The organism is Arthrobacter sp. ok362, assembly GCF_900102785.1.
GTDB lineage: Bacteria > Actinomycetota > Actinomycetes > Actinomycetales > Micrococcaceae > Arthrobacter.
On the sequence record NZ_FNGC01000006.1, the window covers coordinates 165,373 to 183,850 of the forward strand.

Sequence of the window (18,478 nt, forward strand, 5' to 3'; positions counted from 1 at the left end):
GCATGCGCAGATGGAGAATTCTCAGGGAGGTCCTGCCGGAATCTTCGCGATCAAGCGCATATACGACGACCCTTCTGACGACGACCGCTGCCGAGTCCTGGTGGACCGGCTCTGGCCGCGGGGAGTCGGCAAGGAACGGGCCCAGCTGGAGCTCTGGCTCAAGGACGTGGCGCCCTCCCCGCCGCTGCGCAAGGAATTCGCGCACATGCAGGAGCGGTTCGCGCAGTTCCGGGAGGCCTACGAAGCCGAGCTGGAAACCAATCCGGCCGTGCAGACGCTCCGTGACCTCGCGGCGGAGCACGGGAAAGTGACGCTGCTCTTCGGCGCCCGGGACCCGGAGACCAACCATGCCCGGGTGCTGCAGGAGTTCCTGGAGCGAGACAGGTACAGCGGGAAATGAGCCCGGCATAGCCGTTACTGTGGTGCCATGACTGAAGGAATCGACAACAGCACACAAGAATTCACTGCAGCCAAAGCAGCAGTAGTCACCGGTGCCAGCACCGGAATCGGAGAGGCCACCGTGCGTGCACTCCGCAAAGAAGGCTGGACCGTGTTCGCCGTCGCCCGCCGCGCCGACCGGCTCGAGGCGCTCGCCGCCGAAACCGGCGCCGTTGCCCTTCCCGCCGACGTGACCGACGACGCCGATGTGGCCCGGCTGCTCGACGAGGTGACCCGGGCCGGCGGCATCGACACGCTGATCAACATCGCGGGCGGCGCCCGCGGCGCCGACAAGGTTGCCGGGGCAAAGACCGAGGACTGGGAATGGATGTTCCAGGTTAACGTGCTGGGCAGCATGAAGCTGATCCGCGCGTTCCTGCCCATGCTGCGTGCCTGCGGCGAGGGCACCGTGCTGAACCTGACCTCCACCGCAGGGCTCTCGGCATATGAGGGCGGCGGCGGCTATAACGCGGCTAAGTTCGCCCAGCACGCCCTGACCGGCGCCCTGCGGCTCGAAGAGGCCGAGCACAACGTTCGTGTGATCGAGGTGGCCCCCGGCATGGTCTACACCGAGGAGTTCGCCCTGAACCGGCTGGGCGATCAGGACGCGGCCGCCAAGGTGTACCAGGGAGTCGAGAAGCCGCTGACGGCCGCCGACGTCGCCGACGTGGTCCGCTACGCCGTCGCCGTGCCGCACCACGTCAACCTGGATGAGATCGTGATCCGCCCGGTGGCCCAGGCCTCCAACTTCAAGGTGATCCGCAAGGGCTAGCCGCACGCTCCCGCCCTCCCGGGCCAAAGCTGCCGGGACAGTACCGCTAGCGCTCCACCGGGATGCCGAGGGTCGCGACGACGGCGGCGTGATCCGATCCCGGCACCCGATGGACCGCGTAGGCGCCGCCGGTGATCTCCGGGTTGGTCACGATGTGGTCGATCACGATTCCGGGCAGCGGCAGTCCGTCCATGGGCCAAGTGGGGATCAGCCGCGATCCGGCCGCAACGCCAACGTCCACCGTCTGCCGTCCGCCGGCTCCGGCCAGGAGCTGGCGGAATTCGGCGTGATCGTAGGTGGCGTTGAAGTCGCCGATCAGGACCACGTTCCCGGGGCGTGCCGCCACCTTGCCGAGCGCTGCAAGATCCTGCCGCCACTGCGCAACACCGGCATCCACTGGCGGTTTCGCGTGCACGATTGTCACCTCGAGGGAGACGGACTGGCTGCCGGAGTCCAGATTCAGCCCGACCGTCGGCATCAGGAACTGCGTGTCCGGCACGGCGCCCGTGAGCGTCATCGGGTGCAGGGAGTAGACCGCGGCGCCGGAGGCGCGCGCGTCCGGACGGCTGATCCGGTTGGGCAGGAGGCCGGCCAGCCCCTCGTCCGCTAGCCGGTCCTCCAGGGCGGGCGTGTATTCCTCAACTGCAAGGAGCTCGATGCCGTTGTCACGGACCAGCCGGACAATTTCGGCCGCATCTGCCTCGCCATGCTTGGCATTGATATTCATCACCTTCAGCTCCACCCGCCGGGTCCCGGTGGCCTGCGCCGGGCGGGCGAAGCCCGGCGGGAAGAGCCAGAACAGCTGCAGGGCCAGCAACGCCGTCGTCGTCGCGAATAGCCAGGCGCGCCGGCTCAACGACGCACACGCGACCCCGACGGCAGCGGGAAGCACCAGCCACGGAGTAAAGGACAGCGCCTGCACCACGGGCCTTGGCCACGCGACCGGAACCGCCCGGAAAACGGAGAGCGCGGCGGCCGGTGCCGCGGCCAGCACGGCCGCGACGAGCCACGCACGGGCGCGACGGGGAGGCCGCGGCAACCGCGCATTGCGGCCGAAGGTAGGTCCTGCCATGCTCCCGAGTCTAAGCGGGGAAACCTTGAGGCGCCCTTGACTGACGGAGAAGCTTCGGGCGCCGTCGCCGGACGTTCACCGGGGCGTGGCCCAGCGGTCAGGCCACGGTAGCCTCGAATTGGCTGTGAAGGGGCACGGTGGCTGGTGCAACTGCACACCACCAGAGTGGAGAACCTTCCCCATGCGAACCCCGATGAAGCTCGGCGCTGCCGTACTCAGCGCAGCCCTGCTGCTCACCACCTCTGCCCAGGCCCAGGCGGCGGACACCAACGCCGGCGCCAACGGCGAAGGCAACCGCAACCATTTCGACCTCCAGGCCCACCGCGGCGGCATCGGCCTCACCGTCGAGTCCACGCTGGCGTCCTTTGCCAAGGGGATCGAGACCGGCGTCTCAACCCTCGAGCTTGATCTCCAGATCACCAAAGACGGTCGCGAAGTCATCACCCACGACCGCAAGATCAGCGACAAAAAATGCCTCGACACGGCTCCTGTCACTCCGAACGACCCCCAGTTCCCCTACGTCGGCAAGTACATCAAGGACCTGACATTCGCCCAGGTCCGCAGCCTGGACTGCGGTTCGCTCACCCAACCGGAGTTCCCCGGCCAGCAGGCGTCGCCGGGCGCCAAGATGCCCACCCTGGCCGAGGTCTTCGCCCTCGCGGACTCCTACCGCGCCAGCCAGGTGAAGTTCAATATCGAAACAAAGGTCGAGGCCGGCGCCCCGCAGGAAACCGCCCCGCGCGAGCAGTTCGTGGATGTCGCACTCCGCGAGATCAATGCAGCGCACATGCAGAGCCGCGTCTCGATCGAGAGCTTCGACTGGGGCTCGCTGCGCCTGGTCCGGGAGCGTCAGCCGCAAATCCCGACCGTTGCCCTGACCAACAAGGACTTCCTGCAGGTCGGCCAGCCCGGCAAGTCGCCGTGGCTCGGCGGAATCGACGCCGACGACTTCGGCGGCGACCTTGTCGCGGCCGCAGCCTCCCTCGGCTTCAATGCCATTTCCCCTGTGCACGGCACCCCGCAGAACGGCACCGTGACGGACGCAAACTACGTCCCGTACGTCACCGCGGACATGGTGCGGCGGGCCCACGCGGCCGGCATACAGGTTATCCCGTGGACCGTCGATGACAAGCCCACCATGCGCGCGTTGATCGGAATGGGCGTCGATGGCCTGATCACCGACTACCCGGACAAGCTCCGCGACGTCATGACCGAGTCCGGCATGAAGCTGCCGCAGGGCTTCCAACTGCAGCCCGGACGCTGACCTTGGGCTAACCCGGCCGGGCGTTCCGCGTGTTACCGGGCTTTACGAACCCCCGTCCGTAAAGTCCGGTAACATCGTGGTATCAGCTTTGACCCGGCCATCACCGGTGAGCTTCCGGAAGAACACCCTCGCGTGCGGTGGAGACTCAGTCGCCACCGGGCGTGCCAGGGCCAGTAGAACCGGACGGGTAAGCCCGTCACAGCAGTAATGAGCGGCCGATGCCGGTGCAGGCCCTTTCTCGAAAGGGTGCAGACCGGTGGCGGTAAGTGAGGTGGTACCGCGGTGCCGGTGTTGTCGAAAGACAGTGCAGGGGCCGTCCTCGCATCCTGAATGAATACATTTGTTCGCCGCTCAACCCAGGATGTCGAGATGACTTACTACCCCAAGGCCTCCGCCGCACCCGCAGCCGCCGGTTCCACCACCGCCGCCTCCAACGCGGCTTCCAACACCGCTGGTGTGCCGGCCTCCGTGAAGTTCCCGGAGATCGAAGAGCGCATCCTCAAGTACTGGGACCAGGACGGCACCTTCCAGGCCAGCATCGACCAGCGTAGCGCCGGCCAGGACGGCAGCAACGAATTCGTCTTCTACGACGGTCCGCCCTTCGCCAATGGCCTGCCGCACTACGGCCACCTCCTGACCGGCTACGCCAAAGACCTCGTGGGCCGCTACCAGACCCAGCGCGGGCGCCGGGTGGAGCGCCGCTTCGGCTGGGACACCCACGGCCTCCCTGCCGAGCTGGAAGCCATGAAGCAGCTGGGCATGACGGACAAGACCCAGATCGAGGCCATGGGCATCGACAAGTTCAACGACGCCTGCCGTGCCTCCGTCATGAAGTACGCCGACGAGTGGAAGAGCTACGTCACCCGCCAGGCGCGCTGGGTGGACTTCGAGAACGACTATAAGACGCTCAACGTCGAGTACATGGAGTCCGTGCTGTGGGCCTTCAAGCAGCTGCACGAAAAGGGCCTCACCTACAACGGCTACCGCGTCCTGCCGTACTGCTGGAAGGACGAGACGCCGCTGTCCAACCATGAGCTGCGTATGGACGACGACGTCTACAAGAACCGCCAGGACCAGACTGTCACGGTCACCTTCCCCATCACGGCGGGGGAGTCGGAGCTGTCCAGGCAGCTCGCCGGGGTGCAGGCGCTCGCCTGGACCACCACGCCGTGGACGCTGCCCACCAACCTGGCGCTCGCCGTCGGGCCTGCCATCACCTATGTGGTCCTGCCGGCCGGCCCGCACGGGATCAAGGCCGCGTCGGCCGAAGCCCCCGTCACAGGCAGCTTCCTGCTCGCCGCGGACCTCCTGGGCGCCTACGCCAAGGACCTCGGCTACGGTGACGGGGCCGAAGGCGCCGCCGCCGCGGAAGCCGCCATCACCTCCCGCCACGCCGGCGCCGAGCTGGACGGCCTGAGCTACGAGCCGCTCTGGGACTACTTCCACGATGCCGAAAAGTACGGCACCGAGAACGCCTGGCGCTTCCTCGAGGCCGACTACGTCACCACCACCGACGGCACCGGCATCGTCCACCAGGCCCCCGCCTACGGCGAAGACGACCAGAAAATCTGTGAAGAGGCCGGCATTCCGGTGGTACTCTCGGTCGACGAAGGCGCAAAGTTCCTCCCGCTCTTCGGCCACGGAGACCTCGCCGAAATCGCCGGACTGCAGGTGTTCGAGGCCAACAAGCCCATCACCCAAGTGCTCCGCGCCCAGGGCCGCCTGGTCCGCCAGGCCAGCTACGAGCACAGCTACCCGCACTGCTGGCGCTGCCGCAACCCGCTGATCTACCGTGCCGTGTCCTCCTGGTACGTCGAGGTCACCAAGTTCAAGGACCGCATGTCCGAGCTCAACCAGGACATCAACTGGATCCCGGGCAACGTCAAGGACGGCCAGTTCGGCAAGTGGCTCGCCAATGCCCGCGACTGGTCCATCAGCCGGAACCGCTACTGGGGCAGCCCCATCCCGGTCTGGCAGTCCACGGACCCGGACTACCCGCGCACAGACGTCTACGGCTCCCTGGCCGAGATCGAGGCCGATTTCGGCCGCCTGCCGCTGAACAACGACGGCCAGGTGGACCTGCACCGGCCGTTCATCGACGAGCTCACGCGCCCGAACCCGGATGACCCCCGCACTCCGGAGGAGGGCCAGTCCGTCATGCGCCGGGTCGAGGACGTCCTGGACGTCTGGTTCGACTCGGGTTCCATGCCCTACGGCCAGGTGCACTACCCGTTCGAGAACGAGGAGTGGTTCGACACCCACAACCCGGCGGACTTCATCGTCGAGTACATCGGCCAGACCCGCGGCTGGTTTTACATGCTCCACATCCTCTCCACCGCGCTGTTCGACCGCCCGGCCTTCCGCAACGTCATCAGCCACGGCATCGTGCTGGGCTCGGACGGGCAGAAGATGTCCAAGAGCCTGCAGAACTACCCGGACGTCTCCGAGGTCCTGGACCGCGACGGCTCCGACGCCATGCGGTGGTTCCTGATGTCCAGCCCCATCCTGCGCGGCGGCAACCTCGTGGTCACCGAGCAGGGAATCCGCGACGGCGTCCGCCAGGTCATCCTGCCGCTGTGGAACGTGTACAGCTTCTTCACGCTCTACACGAACGCCTCCAACGCAGTTGGAGGGCAAGCGCGTGGTTACGACGCGAAGCTCCGCTACGACGGCTACGCCGACACCCTGGACCAGTACCTGATGGCCAACACCGGGGACCTCGTCCGGAACATGACCGCCCAGCTGGACAGCTACGACATCTCCGGCGCCTGCGACGAGCTCCGCAGCTACCTGGACATGCTCACCAACTGGTACGTACGCCGCAGCCGGCAGCGCTTCTTCGACGAGAGCGTCGACGCCTTCGACGCGCTCTACACCGCGCTGGAAACCGTCTCCCGCGTGGCCGCGTCCCTGCTCCCGCTGGTCTCCGAGGAGATCTGGCGCGGGCTCACCGGCGGCCGCTCCGTGCACCTGGCCGACTGGCCGGACGCCGGGCTGTTCCCGGCCAACCCGGAACTGGTCGAGGCCATGAACCGCGTGCAGCAGATCTGCTCCACCGGCTCCTCGCTGCGCAAGGCCGCGAACCTGCGCGTGCGCCTGCCGCTGCAGGAACTCACCGTCGTGGCACCCGGCGCGGACGCGCTGGGAGGCTTTGCCGCCGTCGTCGCCGATGAACTAAACCTGCGCTCGGTCCGCCTGCTCGACGCCGAGGCCGCCTCCCCGGAGGAGTTCGGCATCGAGCAGAAGCTCGTGGTCAACGCCCGCGCCGCCGGCCCGCGCCTGGGCAAGAACGTCCAGCAGGCCATCAAGGGCTCCAAGTCCGGCGACTGGTCCGTCAGCGAAGCCGGAGTGGTCACCGCCGGCGGCCTCGAGCTCGAGCCGCAGGAATACACCCTGGAAACCGTCGTGGCTGAAGCCGCGGAGGGCGCCGGAGCTGCTCCTGCCGCACGGGCTGCAGCCGTGCTTCCCGGCGGCGGGTTCGTGGTCCTCAACACCGAGGTCACCCCGGAGCTGGAGGCCGAGGGCATAGCCCGCGACATGGTCCGCGCCATCCAGCAGGCCCGCAAGGACGCCGGACTCAATGTCAGCGACCGGATCAGCACCTCCGTCACGGCCAAGCAGGACGTCGTCGAAGCCCTGCTGGCCAACGCGGAGCTGGTCAAAACCGAAACCCTGACCATCGAGCTGGAAACCGTGACGGCCGACGTCAAGGAACCGCAGGTCAGTGTTGCCAAGAAAGTTGGGGCCTAAGCCATGACCGACGAATTCTCCGTAGAAAGCGTCTACGCCGAGCTGCTGGGCCGGGCGCCGGAAAACAAGATGGAGCCGCGGCTTGCCCCGCTGCACCGTGCCATGGAAATCCTGGGGGAGCCGAACAAGGCGTTCCCGATCATCCACGTCACCGGCACCAACGGCAAGACGTCCACGGCCCGGATGATCGAGGCCGGGCTGCGCGCCCACGGCCTGAGCACCGGCCGGTACACGAGCCCGCACCTGTCCAAGGTCACCGAACGGATCAGCATCGACGGCGCCCCGGTGCCGGATGCGACGTTCGTCCGGATCTGGGACGAGATCCGGCCCTACCTGCAGATCGTGGACAGCGAACTCGAGGCCGAGGGCCAGCCCCGGCTGACCTACTTCGAGTGCCTGACCATCCTGGGCTTCGCGGTCTTCGCGGACCAGCCGGTCAATGTCGCCGTGATCGAAGTGGGCCTGGGCGGCATCACCGACGCCACGAACGTCGGCGACGGCCAGGTATCCGTGGTCACGCCCATCTCCCTGGACCACACCGATTTGCTCGGCGACACCACCGGGGACATCGCCTACGAGAAAGCCGGCATCATCAAGCCCGGCGGCTTCCTCATCAGCGCGGCGCAGCCGGTCGACGCGGCCCAGGTCCTGCTGGAGAAGGCCAAGGAGGTCAACGTGCCGTTCCGCTTCGAGGGCGTGGAGTTCGGCGTTGAATCCCGCACCGTCGCCGTGGGCGGCCAGATGGTCACCATCCAGGGCCTCGCCGGCCGTTACGAGGATCTGCTGGTGCCGCTGCACGGCGCGCACCAGGCCGAGAACGCCGCCGTCGCGATTGCCGCCCTGGAAGCGTTCTTCGGCGGGGAGAAAGCGATCGACGCCGAGATCCTGCAGGAGGCTTTTGCCTCCGTCACCTCCCCGGGGCGGCTCGAAGTGGTCCGCACCTCGCCGACCATCATCGTGGACGCGGCCCACAACCCGGAGGGCATCCGGGTCTCCGCCGAGGCCATTCACGAGGCCTTCAACTTCACCAAGCTGGTGGTGGTGGTGGGCGTCCTGCGGGAAAAGGACGCCGAGGAGATCCTGCGCCAGCTCAAGGAATCCCTGGGCGGCCTCGCCACCGAATACTGCTTCACCGAGTCAAACTCGCCCCGCGCCGTCCCGGCCGAAGACCTGGCCGAGATCGCCCTTGACCTCGGCTTCGGCGAGGACAACATCCACGTCGCCGCGAAGCTCGACGACGCCATCGAATGGGCCGTGGAACGCGCCGAAGCCGATGACGAGCCCGCCGGCGGGGTCCTCGTGACCGGCTCCATCACGCTTGTCGCGGACGCCCGGATCCTGCTCGGAAAGGCGGACGCGTAAGCGATGGCGAAACTCACCAAAGCCCAGCGCGAATGGCGCCCGGGCATGCCCAAAAAGCGTCGTTCCACGAAGGTCATGTTCGCCTCCACGGTCCTGTTGCTGGAAGCATTTGTGGTGCTCTTCGGGACGCTGGCCGTCTTTGGACTGCACCGGAACGAATATCCGGCAGGACTGGTCTTCGCGGTGGGGATCGGGCTCTGCCTGGTGTTCATCTTCACCTGCGCGGTCCTCTCGAAGCCGTGGGGAGTGGCCCTGGGCTGGACCCTGCAGCTGGTCCTGATCCTGGGCGGCCTTGTGGAGCCAGCCATGTACCTCGTCGGCGCGCTCTTCGCCGTGGCGTGGTGGTACGGGATCCGGACCGGCATCCGGATTGACCGGGAAGCCGCGCAGCGGGAGCGCGAGCAGGCTGACTGGGACGCGGCCCATCCCCAGGGTCCCGCGCCCGGAAACGGCGCCTGAACCTGCAGCCCGGGGGCGTAGCCCGCACCCCGTAGACTTGACCCGAACCCCACCCCAACACATTGGAGCAGCTGTGAGCATTGAGCGCACCCTCGTCCTGATCAAGCCCGACGGCGTCGCCCGCAATCTGTCCGGCGCCATCCTGAGCCGGATCGAAGCCAAGGGCTACACCCTGGCAGAGCTCAAGAAAGTCGATGCAAACCGCGAGCTGCTGGAGCAGCACTACGAGGAGCACGTCGGCAAGCCGTTCTACGAGCCGCTGGTTGAGTTCATGCTCAGCGGCCCGGTGGTTGCCGCGATCTTCGAGGGACACCGGGTGATCGAGGGCTTCCGTATCCTCGCCGGCACCACGGACCCGACGACGGCGGCGCCCGGCACCATCCGCGGCGACTTCGGCCGCGACTGGGGCCTGAAGGTACAGCAGAACCTGGTCCACGGCTCGGACTCGGCGGAATCCGCCGAGCGTGAGATCAAGATCTGGTTCTAGCGCTTCCCTGACGTGAGTCTCACCTGGTGAGAGACCCAGTGGTGACAGATAAGGCCAATGTTCGTTCGCGGGTATTGGCCTTAGCTGTCACCTCGCGCTAGTTACTGCGGCGAGGCGCAACAGATTCGAGAACTGACGTGTCTGCATGACCCAGTGCGAGGGCTCCAGCATGGCAATGCTCAGGATGGGTTGAAGCCATTGTGGCCGTAGCGACCAGTACCCGCTGACTACCAGCCGCGTGCGCTCACCCGCGTCCTCCCAAGAACCGCTCGGGTTCAAGGGCCGCGACCTCCCACCATTCGCTGCCGTCGAGCTTCGCCGCCAGACGGTCACCAATGGCGATTTCCTGCCACTCGGGATGGATGCTCTCTGCGCTGCGCCCGAAGTTATCGAGACGGTCCCAGCTGTAACAACCGGCGCGATCCGTTCCCATCTGGACCAGCCAGGGCCACACGCGGGAAGGGGGGCGCCTCGATGGTCACGGCCATGGTCGCGCTTCGGGTGCTGCCCGGAATCAACTCGGCGCGGGCGGTCTCGTCATCGAGTCCGCCGTAGTTGACGCTTGCCGCGGCGAAGTCATGGTCCGGAGCCAGCATAAGGGCGAACCCGCCGCTCGCTAGGTAGGCAGGCATGTCCCCTCGCTCGGCGAGAAGGCTCACAACCGTCTTGGGTCCTCCGGGGCACGCTCCACCCCGCTAGACGGCCGGGCCGAGCTGTTCAGTCTCCATGGCATTATCCCGTGATGCTGCCCGAAGATGTGGACGAAGCAGGTTTGGCCAGTTGGTCCGTAATCTGATCCGTCCACTCGTCGACAGCCGCCCAGTCCCGTAAATCCCCAAAACGGCCGCCGGTTAGCCGGAACAACTTCCGGAGCGGTGCCGGCATCTGGCCGGCCTTGTAGACACCAGAGAAGATTTTGTGGCCGCGGAGCGGAACTTCCTTGATCAGGACTTCTGCCAGACGCTTCTGTTGCAGTGCCGCACCGCGCCGGCGAAACGGCTTTGGCAGCGCATCAGCCATCCCTACACTGAAGGCCCAGGCGGGTCGTTTGGCCAGCTCGCGGGCATGGTGATTGAAGAACAGCAAAGCCGGGGGCAACCAGGCCTGGTTATGGATGGCGCTGCCGACGACGACAGCCTCATAGCCGGAGACAGCCTCGACTTCCTCCACGGACCGGCACTCTACCTCGCCCAGTGCAGCCGCCATACGGGATGCTATATGTTGAGCTATCTCCCGGGTGGACCCCAAGGCGCTTGCGTAGGCAACTAGAACAGTCACGATGAAGCCTCCTCTGTCTTCCTTTCTCCAGCCTTATGGAACCTGTGCGAGCGGGGTCGTGCCATAAGTCCCGACATGGGCTCAGACCATGAAAGGGTGCAGTTCCTCCGCCGCCTCACCGAGGTCACAGCTAAGGCCAATGCTCAGCGCGAGCATTGGCCTTAGGTGTCAACCTCGCGGCGATTTAGCGAACTCAGTAGCCTGAGGTCCCGATGAAGACCTGGATGAAGGCGAAGAAGATCGTCGCGATGACGGCGACGTACAGCAGCGCCGTGATGATCCAGCCGGAGTCGCCGATGACCTTCGTGGCGCCGGCAGGCAGCGCGATCACGCCGTGGGAGATGTTGCGGACGCTCACCCAGACGAACAACGGGATCATCACGGCCCAGACGATCATGCAGAACGGGCAGAGGATGTGGATGGCGTACAGGGCCTGGGACCAGAGCCAGACCACGAACGCGAAACCCAGCGTCACGCCTGCCTGGAGCCCCAGCCAGTACCACCGGGCGAATCTGGCGCCGGCCAGGATGCCCATGGCTGTGGTGATGATTACGGCGAAGGCCACGATCCCGATGAACATGTTCGGGAAACCGAAGACGGAACTCTGCGGCGTCTGCATGACCTGGCCGCAGGAGATCCACGGGTTCACGTCGCAGACCGTGACGTGGTTCGGGTCCTTCAGGACCTCCAGCTTCTCCAGCACCAGGGCCCCGGAAGCGAGCCAGCCAATGACGCCGGTGATCAGCAGGAGCCAGGCGAACGGGCGGTCGCGGGTCATCGTGGGAAGGGACCGGGCCGCGGAAGCCGGGCCCGAACCCGGTTGGTGTACGGTCGCGTCGCCGGCAGTGCTGGAGATGCTGGGCATGGAATATGAGTCCTTTTCCTCGTGTGCTTCTGGCCCCGATTGTAACGCCGCAGGCTGGGCGGCGCCGGAGAACAGCCCCCGCCGCCCTGCCCTGCCGCACCTGTTGCACTTCCGGCCCCGCCTACGCCAGCTTTGGCGGCTAATGTGAGAGAATGATCGTGGCTGGAACCCGATCCACATCCGGATTCCGGTCCGGCGATTTTGTTTCAAGACCGCCAATGATGAGCAGGGAGCTGCGGATCCTCTGATTCCAGCTGTCCCGCAATGCCATTGGACGGCACCTGGTTGTGGCGTATAGGTCAACGGGTTCCCAAACAATCTCGCCGGCCCTCCAGGGCTGCCGCACCCCACTGCCGGTGCGAACCTGAGGGTATCCAATTGACTTCTGTCAATGCCTGCGGGTGTTGACGCATATTTGCCCCAACGGGCGCCGAATGTGGCGGCGCATCAGGGGCAGGAGTGTCGCCACATATGGATAATGACCAGGTTGTAGCCGGTAACGAAGAGCTAGTCGCCGGGGAAGCAGGAACTGCGGAAGCAGAGGCTCCGGTAGCGCCCAAGCGGGCCGTCCGGACCCGCCGGAAGGCGCCTGTCGCAAAAGTCAACGCCGCGGCCGCCGCGGAGGCTGTGGCTGAAGCCGCTGCCCTCGCCGACGCAGCCGGCTCGGATGAGCCCGTCGTCGCCCGCCGCAAGGCAGCCCGCGCCCAGACCGCCCCCGAAATTGCAGCCCCCGAAGCCGCCGGATCCGAGGCTGCTGCAAAGGCGCCCGCACGCCGGACCCGTGCCCGTAAGCCTGTTGCCGCCCCGGAGCCGCTGCCTGCCTTCGCCGAAGAGCCCGAAGCCAGCGCGCCTGCCGCGGCAGAGGCTCCAGAGGCGGCCGCTGCTTCCGACGAAGCCGCCGTCACAGAGGAGGCCGCAGAGCAGGTTGCAGAGAAGCCGGTCCGGCGCCGCGCCAGCCGCGCAAAGGCCGCTCCGAAAGCCGAAGACGTACCCGCAGTAGCGGTCCCGGCCGAAGAAGCCGAGCCCGCGGAAGCCGCCACGGCGGCCCAACCGGCGGAAGCGCCCGCTGCGGAAGCGCCCGCCGAGGCCCAGCCCGCTGCGGCCCGGCCCGAAGAGCCGGAAGTCCGGCCCGAGGAAAGCCCGGCCGCGTCGCTGTTCATGGAACCGGGCGCCCTCACGTCTGTGATTTTCCAGGCCCCCGACCTCAGCACCGTGGTGCGTCCCGTCCCCGTCGCCGCAGCAGCAGCGGAACCCGAGGACGAAGAAGGCGACGAGGACGAGGACGCCGGCAGCCGCCGTCGCCGCCGCAGCCGTGGCCGGCGCGGACGCAGCCGCACGTCCGCCGAGTCCGACACCGAGTCCGAAGGCGCCGAGGAAGAGGGCGACGAAGGCTCCGAGGGAACCCTCGAAGACGGAGTGACTTCGCGTCGCCGCCGCCGTCGCCGCCGCGGTGACCAGGACCTGGAGCTGACCGGCGGGGAAGGCGACGATCCGCCCAACACGGTGACCCGCGTCCGTGCGCCGCGTGCGATGGCTGAGGCGCCGGTCAACAACCGCGTCACGTCCGTCAAGGGCTCCACCCGCCTGGAAGCCAAGAAGCAGCGCCGCCGCGAATCCCGCGACACCGGCCGCCGCCGCACCGTCATCACCGAAGCCGAGTTCCTGGCCCGCCGCGAGTCCGTGGACCGCCAGATGATCGTCCGCCAGCGCGACGACAGAATCCAGATCGGTGTCCTCGAAGACGGCGTCCTGGCCGAGCACTTCGTGTCCAAGACCCAGCAGGATTCCCTGATCGGCAACGTCTACCTGGGCAAGGTCCAGAACGTGCTGCCCTCCATGGAAGCCGCTTTCGTGGACATCGGCCGCGGCCGCAACGCCGTGCTCTACGCCGGCGAAGTGAACTGGGAGTCCGTCAACCTCGAAGGCAAGCAGCGCCGGATCGAGAACGCGCTGAAGTCCGGCGACTCCGTGCTGGTCCAGGTCACCAAGGACCCGGTCGGCCACAAGGGCGCCCGCCTCACGAGCCAGATCTCGCTGCCCGGCCGCTACCTTGTGTACGTGCCCGGCGGTTCCATGACCGGCATCTCCCGCAAGCTGCCCGACGTCGAACGCAACCGCCTCAAGCGGATCCTCAAGGACCGCTTGCCCGAGGACGCGGGCGTCATTGTCCGCACCGCGGCCGAGGGTGCCTCCGAGGAAGAGCTGACGCACGACATCAACCGCCTCCGCGCGCAGTGGGAAGGCATTGAGAGCCAGTCGACGTCCACCAAGATCCTCGCCCCCGAGCTCCTCTACGGCGAACCTGACCTGACCATCAAGGTGGTCCGCGATGTCTTCAACGAGGACTTCTCCAAGCTGATCGTCTCCGGCGAGGAAGCCTGGGACACCATCGAGGCCTACGTCACCTACGTTGCACCGGACCTCGTGGGCCGGCTCGAGAAGTGGACCAAGGATACGGACATCTTCGCTGCCTGGCGCATCGACGAGCAGATCCACAAGGCCCTGGACCGGAAGGTCTTCCTGCCCTCCGGCGGTTCCCTCGTGATCGACCGCACCGAAGCCATGACCGTGGTGGACGTCAACACCGGCAAGTTCACCGGCTCCGGCGGCAACCTCGAGGAAACCGTCACGAAGAACAACCTGGAAGCGGCCGAGGAAGTCGTCCGGCAGCTGCGCCTGCGTGACATTGGCGGCATCATCGTGATCGACTTCATCGACATGGTGCTCGAATCCAACCGCGACCTCGTGCTGCGCCGCATGGTGGAGTGCCTGGGCCGGGACAGGACCAAGCACCAAGTGGCCGAGGTGACCTCGCTGGGCCTCGTGCAGATGACCCGTAAGCGGATGGGCACCGGGCTGCTGGAAGTCTTCGGCGAGCAGTGCGAAGCCTGCGCGGGCCGCGGCATCGTCACCCACGACGAGCCGGTGGAACACCGCCGCGCCAATGTGGTGGCCGCGGAGCACTATGTGCCGCGCACCGAGGCTGCCCAGCCTGCTGCCCGGACGGAGCGCAAGAGCCGTCGCCGCGGCAGGGGAGGCCCGGAGACGGCGCCGGCCGCACCCGCAGCCGTCCACGCCGAGCCTACCGAGGCCGAACGCCACGCCAAGGCTGAAGCCACCCGCGCCGCGCTGGCGAACATCGCCGCCGCGGCGCACGCCGCGCACCTGCACGACGGGGAGGCAGCCGCTGCCAGCGACGCCGGGGCCCGCCAGGCAGCCGTTGACGCCGTCACGCAGCTCGCGGCCGCGGAAGAGGCCGCCGGACGTCCCGCGACCGTGCTGACGTTTGGCGGTGAGCAGGTGGCCCTGCCCTTCGTCGAGCACGCCGAGGACGCGCCGGCGCCGGCCCTGACCCTGGACCTGCTGACCGAGGCCTTCGCCAGCCTGGGCGACGCCGAGGCCGGCAAGCCGGCCGGGATGAACGCCGCCAAGGCCGCTGCCGAGCCGCAGGCCGCGGCCACCGAGGCGCCCGCGGCCGAGGCTTCGGCTTCACGGGCAGCGGACACCACGACTCGTGGCCGGCGCGGGCGCCGCAACCGGAGCGCCAGCCGCGCCCAGGGCGCAGCCAACGAGACCTCCGTGGAGCATCGCGAGGCGACACGGCCGGCCGCGGCCGGATCGGTTCACGAGGCCAAGGCACCCGCCGCGGCCAGGCAGGCGTCCATCCCGGCCGGCAACGAGCCGATCATCCTCGGCGTCGGAGTACCGGCGTCGGAGCTGTAGTCCTCAGCGGCTGATTGCTTCCCCGGCCGGTCACTTCGACTGGTTGGGTTGCGGGTCCGGGCCCGAGCGGGCGTAAGAATACGTCCGCTCGGGCCCGGGCCCGCTGCTGCGTTAACGGGGCAGCCCGGTGGCAACGGCTAGGCTGGAACACTGACACGGGGTGCCGGCATCGGGCCGGCTGAGATCCAGACCCGTTGAACCTGTCCGGTTAGCACCGGCGAAGGGATGTCTGCCTTGTCCGCAAGATCGAATCCGTCAGAGATTCTGCCCGGCGATTTTCTGCCGACCAACTTTCTGCCCGGCAATTTTCTGCCCTGCGGGCCTTCTCCGTCCGCGCCCCTGCGCATTCCCCGCGTGCTGGCCATCGCCGGCTCCGACCCGTCCGGCGGGGCCGGGATCCAGGCCGACCTGAAGAGCATTGCAGCGAACGGCGGCTACGGCATGGCCGCCATCACGGCCCTGACAGCGCAAAATACCCAGGGCGTGCGCGCCGTCCACGTACCCCCGGCCGCCTTCCTCACGGCCCAGCTGGACGCCATCAGCGACGACATCGGCATCGACGCCGTCAAGATCGGCATGCTCGGCGACGCCGCGGTGATCGACGCCGTCCGCAGCTGGCTGGAAAAGGTGCGCCCCGCCGTCGTCGTCCTTGACCCGGTGATGGTCGCCACCAGCGGCGACCGGCTGCTGCAGGAATCGGCCGAGGCCGCCCTGCATGCCCTCCTGCCCCTGGCGGGCCTCATCACGCCGAACCTCGCCGAACTCGCCATCCTGCTCAAAGAGCCCGCCGCGGCCGATTGGGCTGAGGCCTTGGCTCAGGGCAAGCGGCTGGCCGCCCTGACCGGCACCACCGTGCTGGTCAAGGGCGGACACCTCCAGGGTGGACAGTCCGGGCACGAACCCATCCACGACGGCGGACCCGTCGACGGCGGACCCGTCGACGGCGATGCCGCGGATGCCGCGAACGGCGCCGACGCCGGCTGCCCGGATGCGCTGGTCAACACCGGGGGCCTGCTCGGCACGGAAACGGTGGTGGTGCCGGGGGAGAGGATCGCCACCCGCAACAGCCACGGCACCGGCTGCTCCCTGTCCTCGGCCATGGCCACGGTGCAGGCCCGGGTCGGGGACTGGGAAGCGGCGTTGCGGGAGGTCAAACCGTGGCTGCTGGGTGCGCTGCGTGAAGCCGCGGCCCTGGACGTCGGCACCGGCAACGGCCCGGTCCATCACTTCCACCACATGCAGCAAATCGGCTATGGCCAGCACCTCACGGACGGCCAGCACGGCCAGCACAGCTTCGCCGGCCACAGTCCGACGGAGGGCGTGTTCGCCGCAGCCCTGCGCGCAGGGGCCGCGGCCGATCTTGACGCCATCTACGCCCTGGACTTCGTCCGCGGACTGGCCGACGGGACCTTGCCCGAGCACGAGTTCGCGTACTACCTCGCCCAGGACGCCATCTACCTCAACGGCTACTCCCGGGTCCTGGCCCGTGCCGCCGCGATCGCCCCCACCGAGGCCGAGCAGCTGTTCTGGGCCCGTTCCGCGCAGACATGCCTGGAGGTCGAGTCAGAACTGCACCGTTCCTGGCTCAGCACCCGCCCCACGGCGCCCACCCTGGGCCCGGTGACGAAGTCATACGTGGACCACCTGCTGGCCGCCACGGTGTCCGGCAGCTACGGGGTCCTGGTGGCGGCGGCGCTCCCGTGCTTCTGGCTCTACGCCGAGGTCGGTTCCACCCTGCACCGGGAGTTCCTCGCCGGCGGCGCCCCCGGCGCGCACCCGTACGCCGACTGGCTGCGGACGTACGCCGATGAGGACTTCGCCGCCGCGACCCGGCAGGCCATCGCGTACACGGACGCGGCGGCCAGACGGGCATCCGAGAGCGAGCGGGAGGCCATGGTCCTGGCTTTCCAGCAGTCCTCGGGCTACGAAGTGGCATTCTTCGACGCGCCGCGGCTGTACGCCTGACACGACCTCGCCCGCACAGCCGGTACGATGGTGGGGCACGGTTCCGGAAGTCGTTGCGGCAACACAGCATCAAGACGGTCGAGATCGCGGTCAAGAACACTGACACGATCTTTTGCTTGAAGACGCTGTGGCGCCTATCACGGACTACCCGCCGGAACCAGCCTCATTTGCGGCCGAAGGCAAAATTAGCGTATTCTAGATCTTCGGTGCTTACGCCAACACTTGGGTTATGACCCTGAGAACTGTCCGCTTGGAATTCCAAGTAGGTTTGTTCCGGGGATAGCTCATGGGTTCCCCCGGGGAATCCACCGGCGTTGAGGCACAGCGTGAGCCGGTCCAAATAATTTGGTCCCAGGTTCCGCACGCAAATCTAGTAATAAACGTCGAGAGAAGTGAGTTCCCCAGTGGTGTACGCGATTGTCCGCGCAGGCGGCCGCCAAGAGAAGGTTTCCGTTGGAGACTTCGTTACCCTGAACCGCGTCCCCGGTGGAGCCGGCAGCACCTTTGAGTTGCCCGCACTGCTCCTGGTGGACGGCGACAAAGTCACGTCTGCTGCTGCGGACCTGGCCAAGGTAACGGTTACGGCTGAGATCCTCGAAGACCTTCGTGGTCCGAAGATCGTCATCCAGAAGTTCAAGAACAAGACCGGTTACAAGAAGCGTCAGGGCCACCGTCAGGAACTGACCAAGGTCAAGATCACCGGTATCAAGTAACTCTTCGTTACTGTTCAGGTTCCAGCAGATTCCCCAGAATTTTTGAAGGCAGGCATTCCAAATGGCACATAAAAAAGGCGCGAGTTCCACTCGCAACGGTCGTGACTCCAACGCCCAGTACCTCGGCGTCAAGCGCTTCGGTGGCCAGGTAGTTTCCGCAGGCGAGATCATCGTCCGCCAGCGCGGCACCCACTTCCACCCGGGCGCCGGCGTCGGCCGCGGCGGGGACGACACCCTGTTCGCCCTGACCCCCGGTGCTGTCGAGTTCGGCACCCGCCGTGGTCGCCGCGTTGTGAACATCGTGGCTGCTGCAGCTGCAGAGTAACAACA

15 protein-coding genes and 1 riboswitch are annotated in these 18,478 nt (G+C 67.2%); of the genes, 11 read left to right on the forward strand and 4 right to left on the reverse strand.

All coding sequences use genetic code 11. From position 1 onward, the window contains the following. Positions 1-10: 10 nt before the first annotated feature. Positions 11-400: a DUF488 domain-containing protein gene (locus tag BLQ10_RS09975; protein ID WP_091561307.1), complete on the forward strand. Its 390-nt coding sequence runs from the start codon at positions 11-13 to the stop codon at positions 398-400. 27 nt (positions 401-427) lie between these two features. Further along, positions 428-1,210 carry an SDR family oxidoreductase gene (locus tag BLQ10_RS09980; RefSeq protein ID WP_091561309.1) on the forward strand — a complete coding sequence of 261 codons (783 nt, stop codon included), beginning with the start codon at positions 428-430 and terminating at the stop codon, positions 1,208-1,210. Positions 1,211-1,256: 46 nt separating this feature from the next. Here the strand turns inward: BLQ10_RS09980 and BLQ10_RS09985 are convergent, their stop codons facing one another. Further along, the gene (locus BLQ10_RS09985; RefSeq protein ID WP_175558557.1) at positions 1,257-2,282 is read right to left on the reverse strand and encodes an endonuclease/exonuclease/phosphatase family protein; all 1,026 of its coding nucleotides are present in this window, start codon (positions 2,280-2,282) and stop codon (positions 1,257-1,259) included. A gap of 181 nt (positions 2,283-2,463) precedes the next feature. Here BLQ10_RS09985 and BLQ10_RS09990 point away from each other — a divergent pair, with 181 nt between their 5' ends. From BLQ10_RS09990 to ndk, 5 genes are all read left to right on the forward strand, one after another. Then, positions 2,464-3,546: a glycerophosphodiester phosphodiesterase gene (locus tag BLQ10_RS09990; protein ID WP_091561320.1), complete on the forward strand. Its 1,083-nt coding sequence runs from the start codon at positions 2,464-2,466 to the stop codon at positions 3,544-3,546. Positions 3,547-3,915: 369 nt separating this feature from the next. Further along, positions 3,916-7,296, forward strand: a complete 3,381-nt coding sequence (gene ileS / locus BLQ10_RS09995) for an isoleucine--tRNA ligase (protein WP_175558558.1) — start codon at positions 3,916-3,918, stop codon at positions 7,294-7,296. A gap of 3 nt (positions 7,297-7,299) precedes the next feature. Then, a complete protein-coding gene (locus BLQ10_RS10000) occupies positions 7,300-8,658 on the forward strand; it encodes a bifunctional folylpolyglutamate synthase/dihydrofolate synthase (protein ID WP_091561323.1) in 1,359 nt (452 codons plus the stop codon). Between the two features lie 3 nt (positions 8,659-8,661). Then, positions 8,662-9,117 carry a DUF4233 domain-containing protein gene (locus BLQ10_RS10005; protein ID WP_091561326.1) on the forward strand — a complete coding sequence of 152 codons (456 nt, stop codon included), beginning with the start codon at positions 8,662-8,664 and terminating at the stop codon, positions 9,115-9,117. 73 nt (positions 9,118-9,190) lie between these two features. Next, positions 9,191-9,604, forward strand: a complete 414-nt coding sequence (gene ndk / locus BLQ10_RS10010) for a nucleoside-diphosphate kinase (protein WP_091561329.1) — start codon at positions 9,191-9,193, stop codon at positions 9,602-9,604. Between the two features lie 244 nt (positions 9,605-9,848). Here ndk and BLQ10_RS22540 read toward each other — a convergent pair whose 3' ends face one another. From BLQ10_RS22540 to BLQ10_RS10025, 3 genes are all read right to left on the reverse strand, one after another. Further along, positions 9,849-10,037 carry a hypothetical protein gene (locus BLQ10_RS22540; RefSeq protein ID WP_217635804.1) on the reverse strand — a complete coding sequence of 63 codons (189 nt, stop codon included), beginning with the start codon at positions 10,035-10,037 and terminating at the stop codon, positions 9,849-9,851. A gap of 299 nt (positions 10,038-10,336) precedes the next feature. Beyond that, positions 10,337-10,882 (reverse strand): flavodoxin domain-containing protein, encoded by a 546-nt coding sequence (locus BLQ10_RS10020; protein WP_091561331.1) that lies wholly within the window; start codon positions 10,880-10,882, stop codon positions 10,337-10,339. A gap of 193 nt (positions 10,883-11,075) precedes the next feature. Continuing rightward, positions 11,076-11,747 carry a vitamin K epoxide reductase family protein gene (locus BLQ10_RS10025; protein WP_091561333.1) on the reverse strand — a complete coding sequence of 224 codons (672 nt, stop codon included), beginning with the start codon at positions 11,745-11,747 and terminating at the stop codon, positions 11,076-11,078. 471 nt (positions 11,748-12,218) lie between these two features. On the opposite strand from BLQ10_RS10025, the gene BLQ10_RS10030 reads away from it, so the two are divergent. From BLQ10_RS10030 to rpmA, 4 genes are all read left to right on the forward strand, one after another. After that, positions 12,219-15,470, forward strand: coding sequence for an Rne/Rng family ribonuclease (locus tag BLQ10_RS10030; RefSeq protein WP_091561335.1), 3,252 nt, complete (start codon positions 12,219-12,221; stop codon positions 15,468-15,470). 146 nt (positions 15,471-15,616) lie between these two features. Further along, a riboswitch (TPP riboswitch) is annotated at positions 15,617-15,713 on the forward strand. Then, positions 15,696-17,435: a bifunctional hydroxymethylpyrimidine kinase/phosphomethylpyrimidine kinase gene (locus BLQ10_RS10035; protein ID WP_302847306.1), complete on the forward strand. Its 1,740-nt coding sequence runs from the start codon at positions 15,696-15,698 to the stop codon at positions 17,433-17,435. (Overlaps the previous riboswitch by 18 nt.) A 404-nt stretch (positions 17,436-17,839) precedes the next feature. Beyond that, positions 17,840-18,148 carry a 50S ribosomal protein L21 gene (gene rplU, locus BLQ10_RS10040; protein WP_018773353.1) on the forward strand — a complete coding sequence of 103 codons (309 nt, stop codon included), beginning with the start codon at positions 17,840-17,842 and terminating at the stop codon, positions 18,146-18,148. Between the two features lie 61 nt (positions 18,149-18,209). Next, positions 18,210-18,473 carry a 50S ribosomal protein L27 gene (gene rpmA, locus BLQ10_RS10045; protein WP_009372867.1) on the forward strand — a complete coding sequence of 88 codons (264 nt, stop codon included), beginning with the start codon at positions 18,210-18,212 and terminating at the stop codon, positions 18,471-18,473. The last annotated feature ends 5 nt before the right edge of the window (positions 18,474-18,478 follow it).

Coding starts and splice junctions, on each gene's coding strand:
- ileS (WP_175558558.1), top strand. CDS start 3,916: ATGACTTACTACCCCAAGGCCTCCGCCGCACCCGCAGCCGCCGGTTCC.
- BLQ10_RS09990 (WP_091561320.1), top strand. CDS start 2,464: ATGCGAACCCCGATGAAGCTCGGCGCTGCCGTACTCAGCGCAGCCCTG.
- BLQ10_RS10025 (WP_091561333.1), bottom strand. CDS start 11,747: ATGCCCAGCATCTCCAGCACTGCCGGCGACGCGACCGTACACCAACCG.
- BLQ10_RS09985 (WP_175558557.1), bottom strand. CDS start 2,282: ATGGCAGGACCTACCTTCGGCCGCAATGCGCGGTTGCCGCGGCCTCCC.
- rpmA (WP_009372867.1), top strand. CDS start 18,210: ATGGCACATAAAAAAGGCGCGAGTTCCACTCGCAACGGTCGTGACTCC.
- BLQ10_RS09980 (WP_091561309.1), top strand. CDS start 428: ATGACTGAAGGAATCGACAACAGCACACAAGAATTCACTGCAGCCAAA.
- BLQ10_RS10030 (WP_091561335.1), top strand. CDS start 12,219: ATGGATAATGACCAGGTTGTAGCCGGTAACGAAGAGCTAGTCGCCGGG.
- BLQ10_RS09975 (WP_091561307.1), top strand. CDS start 11: ATGGAGAATTCTCAGGGAGGTCCTGCCGGAATCTTCGCGATCAAGCGC.
- BLQ10_RS10000 (WP_091561323.1), top strand. CDS start 7,300: ATGACCGACGAATTCTCCGTAGAAAGCGTCTACGCCGAGCTGCTGGGC.
- BLQ10_RS10035 (WP_302847306.1), top strand. CDS start 15,696: ATGTCTGCCTTGTCCGCAAGATCGAATCCGTCAGAGATTCTGCCCGGC.
- BLQ10_RS10005 (WP_091561326.1), top strand. CDS start 8,662: ATGGCGAAACTCACCAAAGCCCAGCGCGAATGGCGCCCGGGCATGCCC.
- BLQ10_RS22540 (WP_217635804.1), bottom strand. CDS start 10,037: ATGGGAACGGATCGCGCCGGTTGTTACAGCTGGGACCGTCTCGATAAC.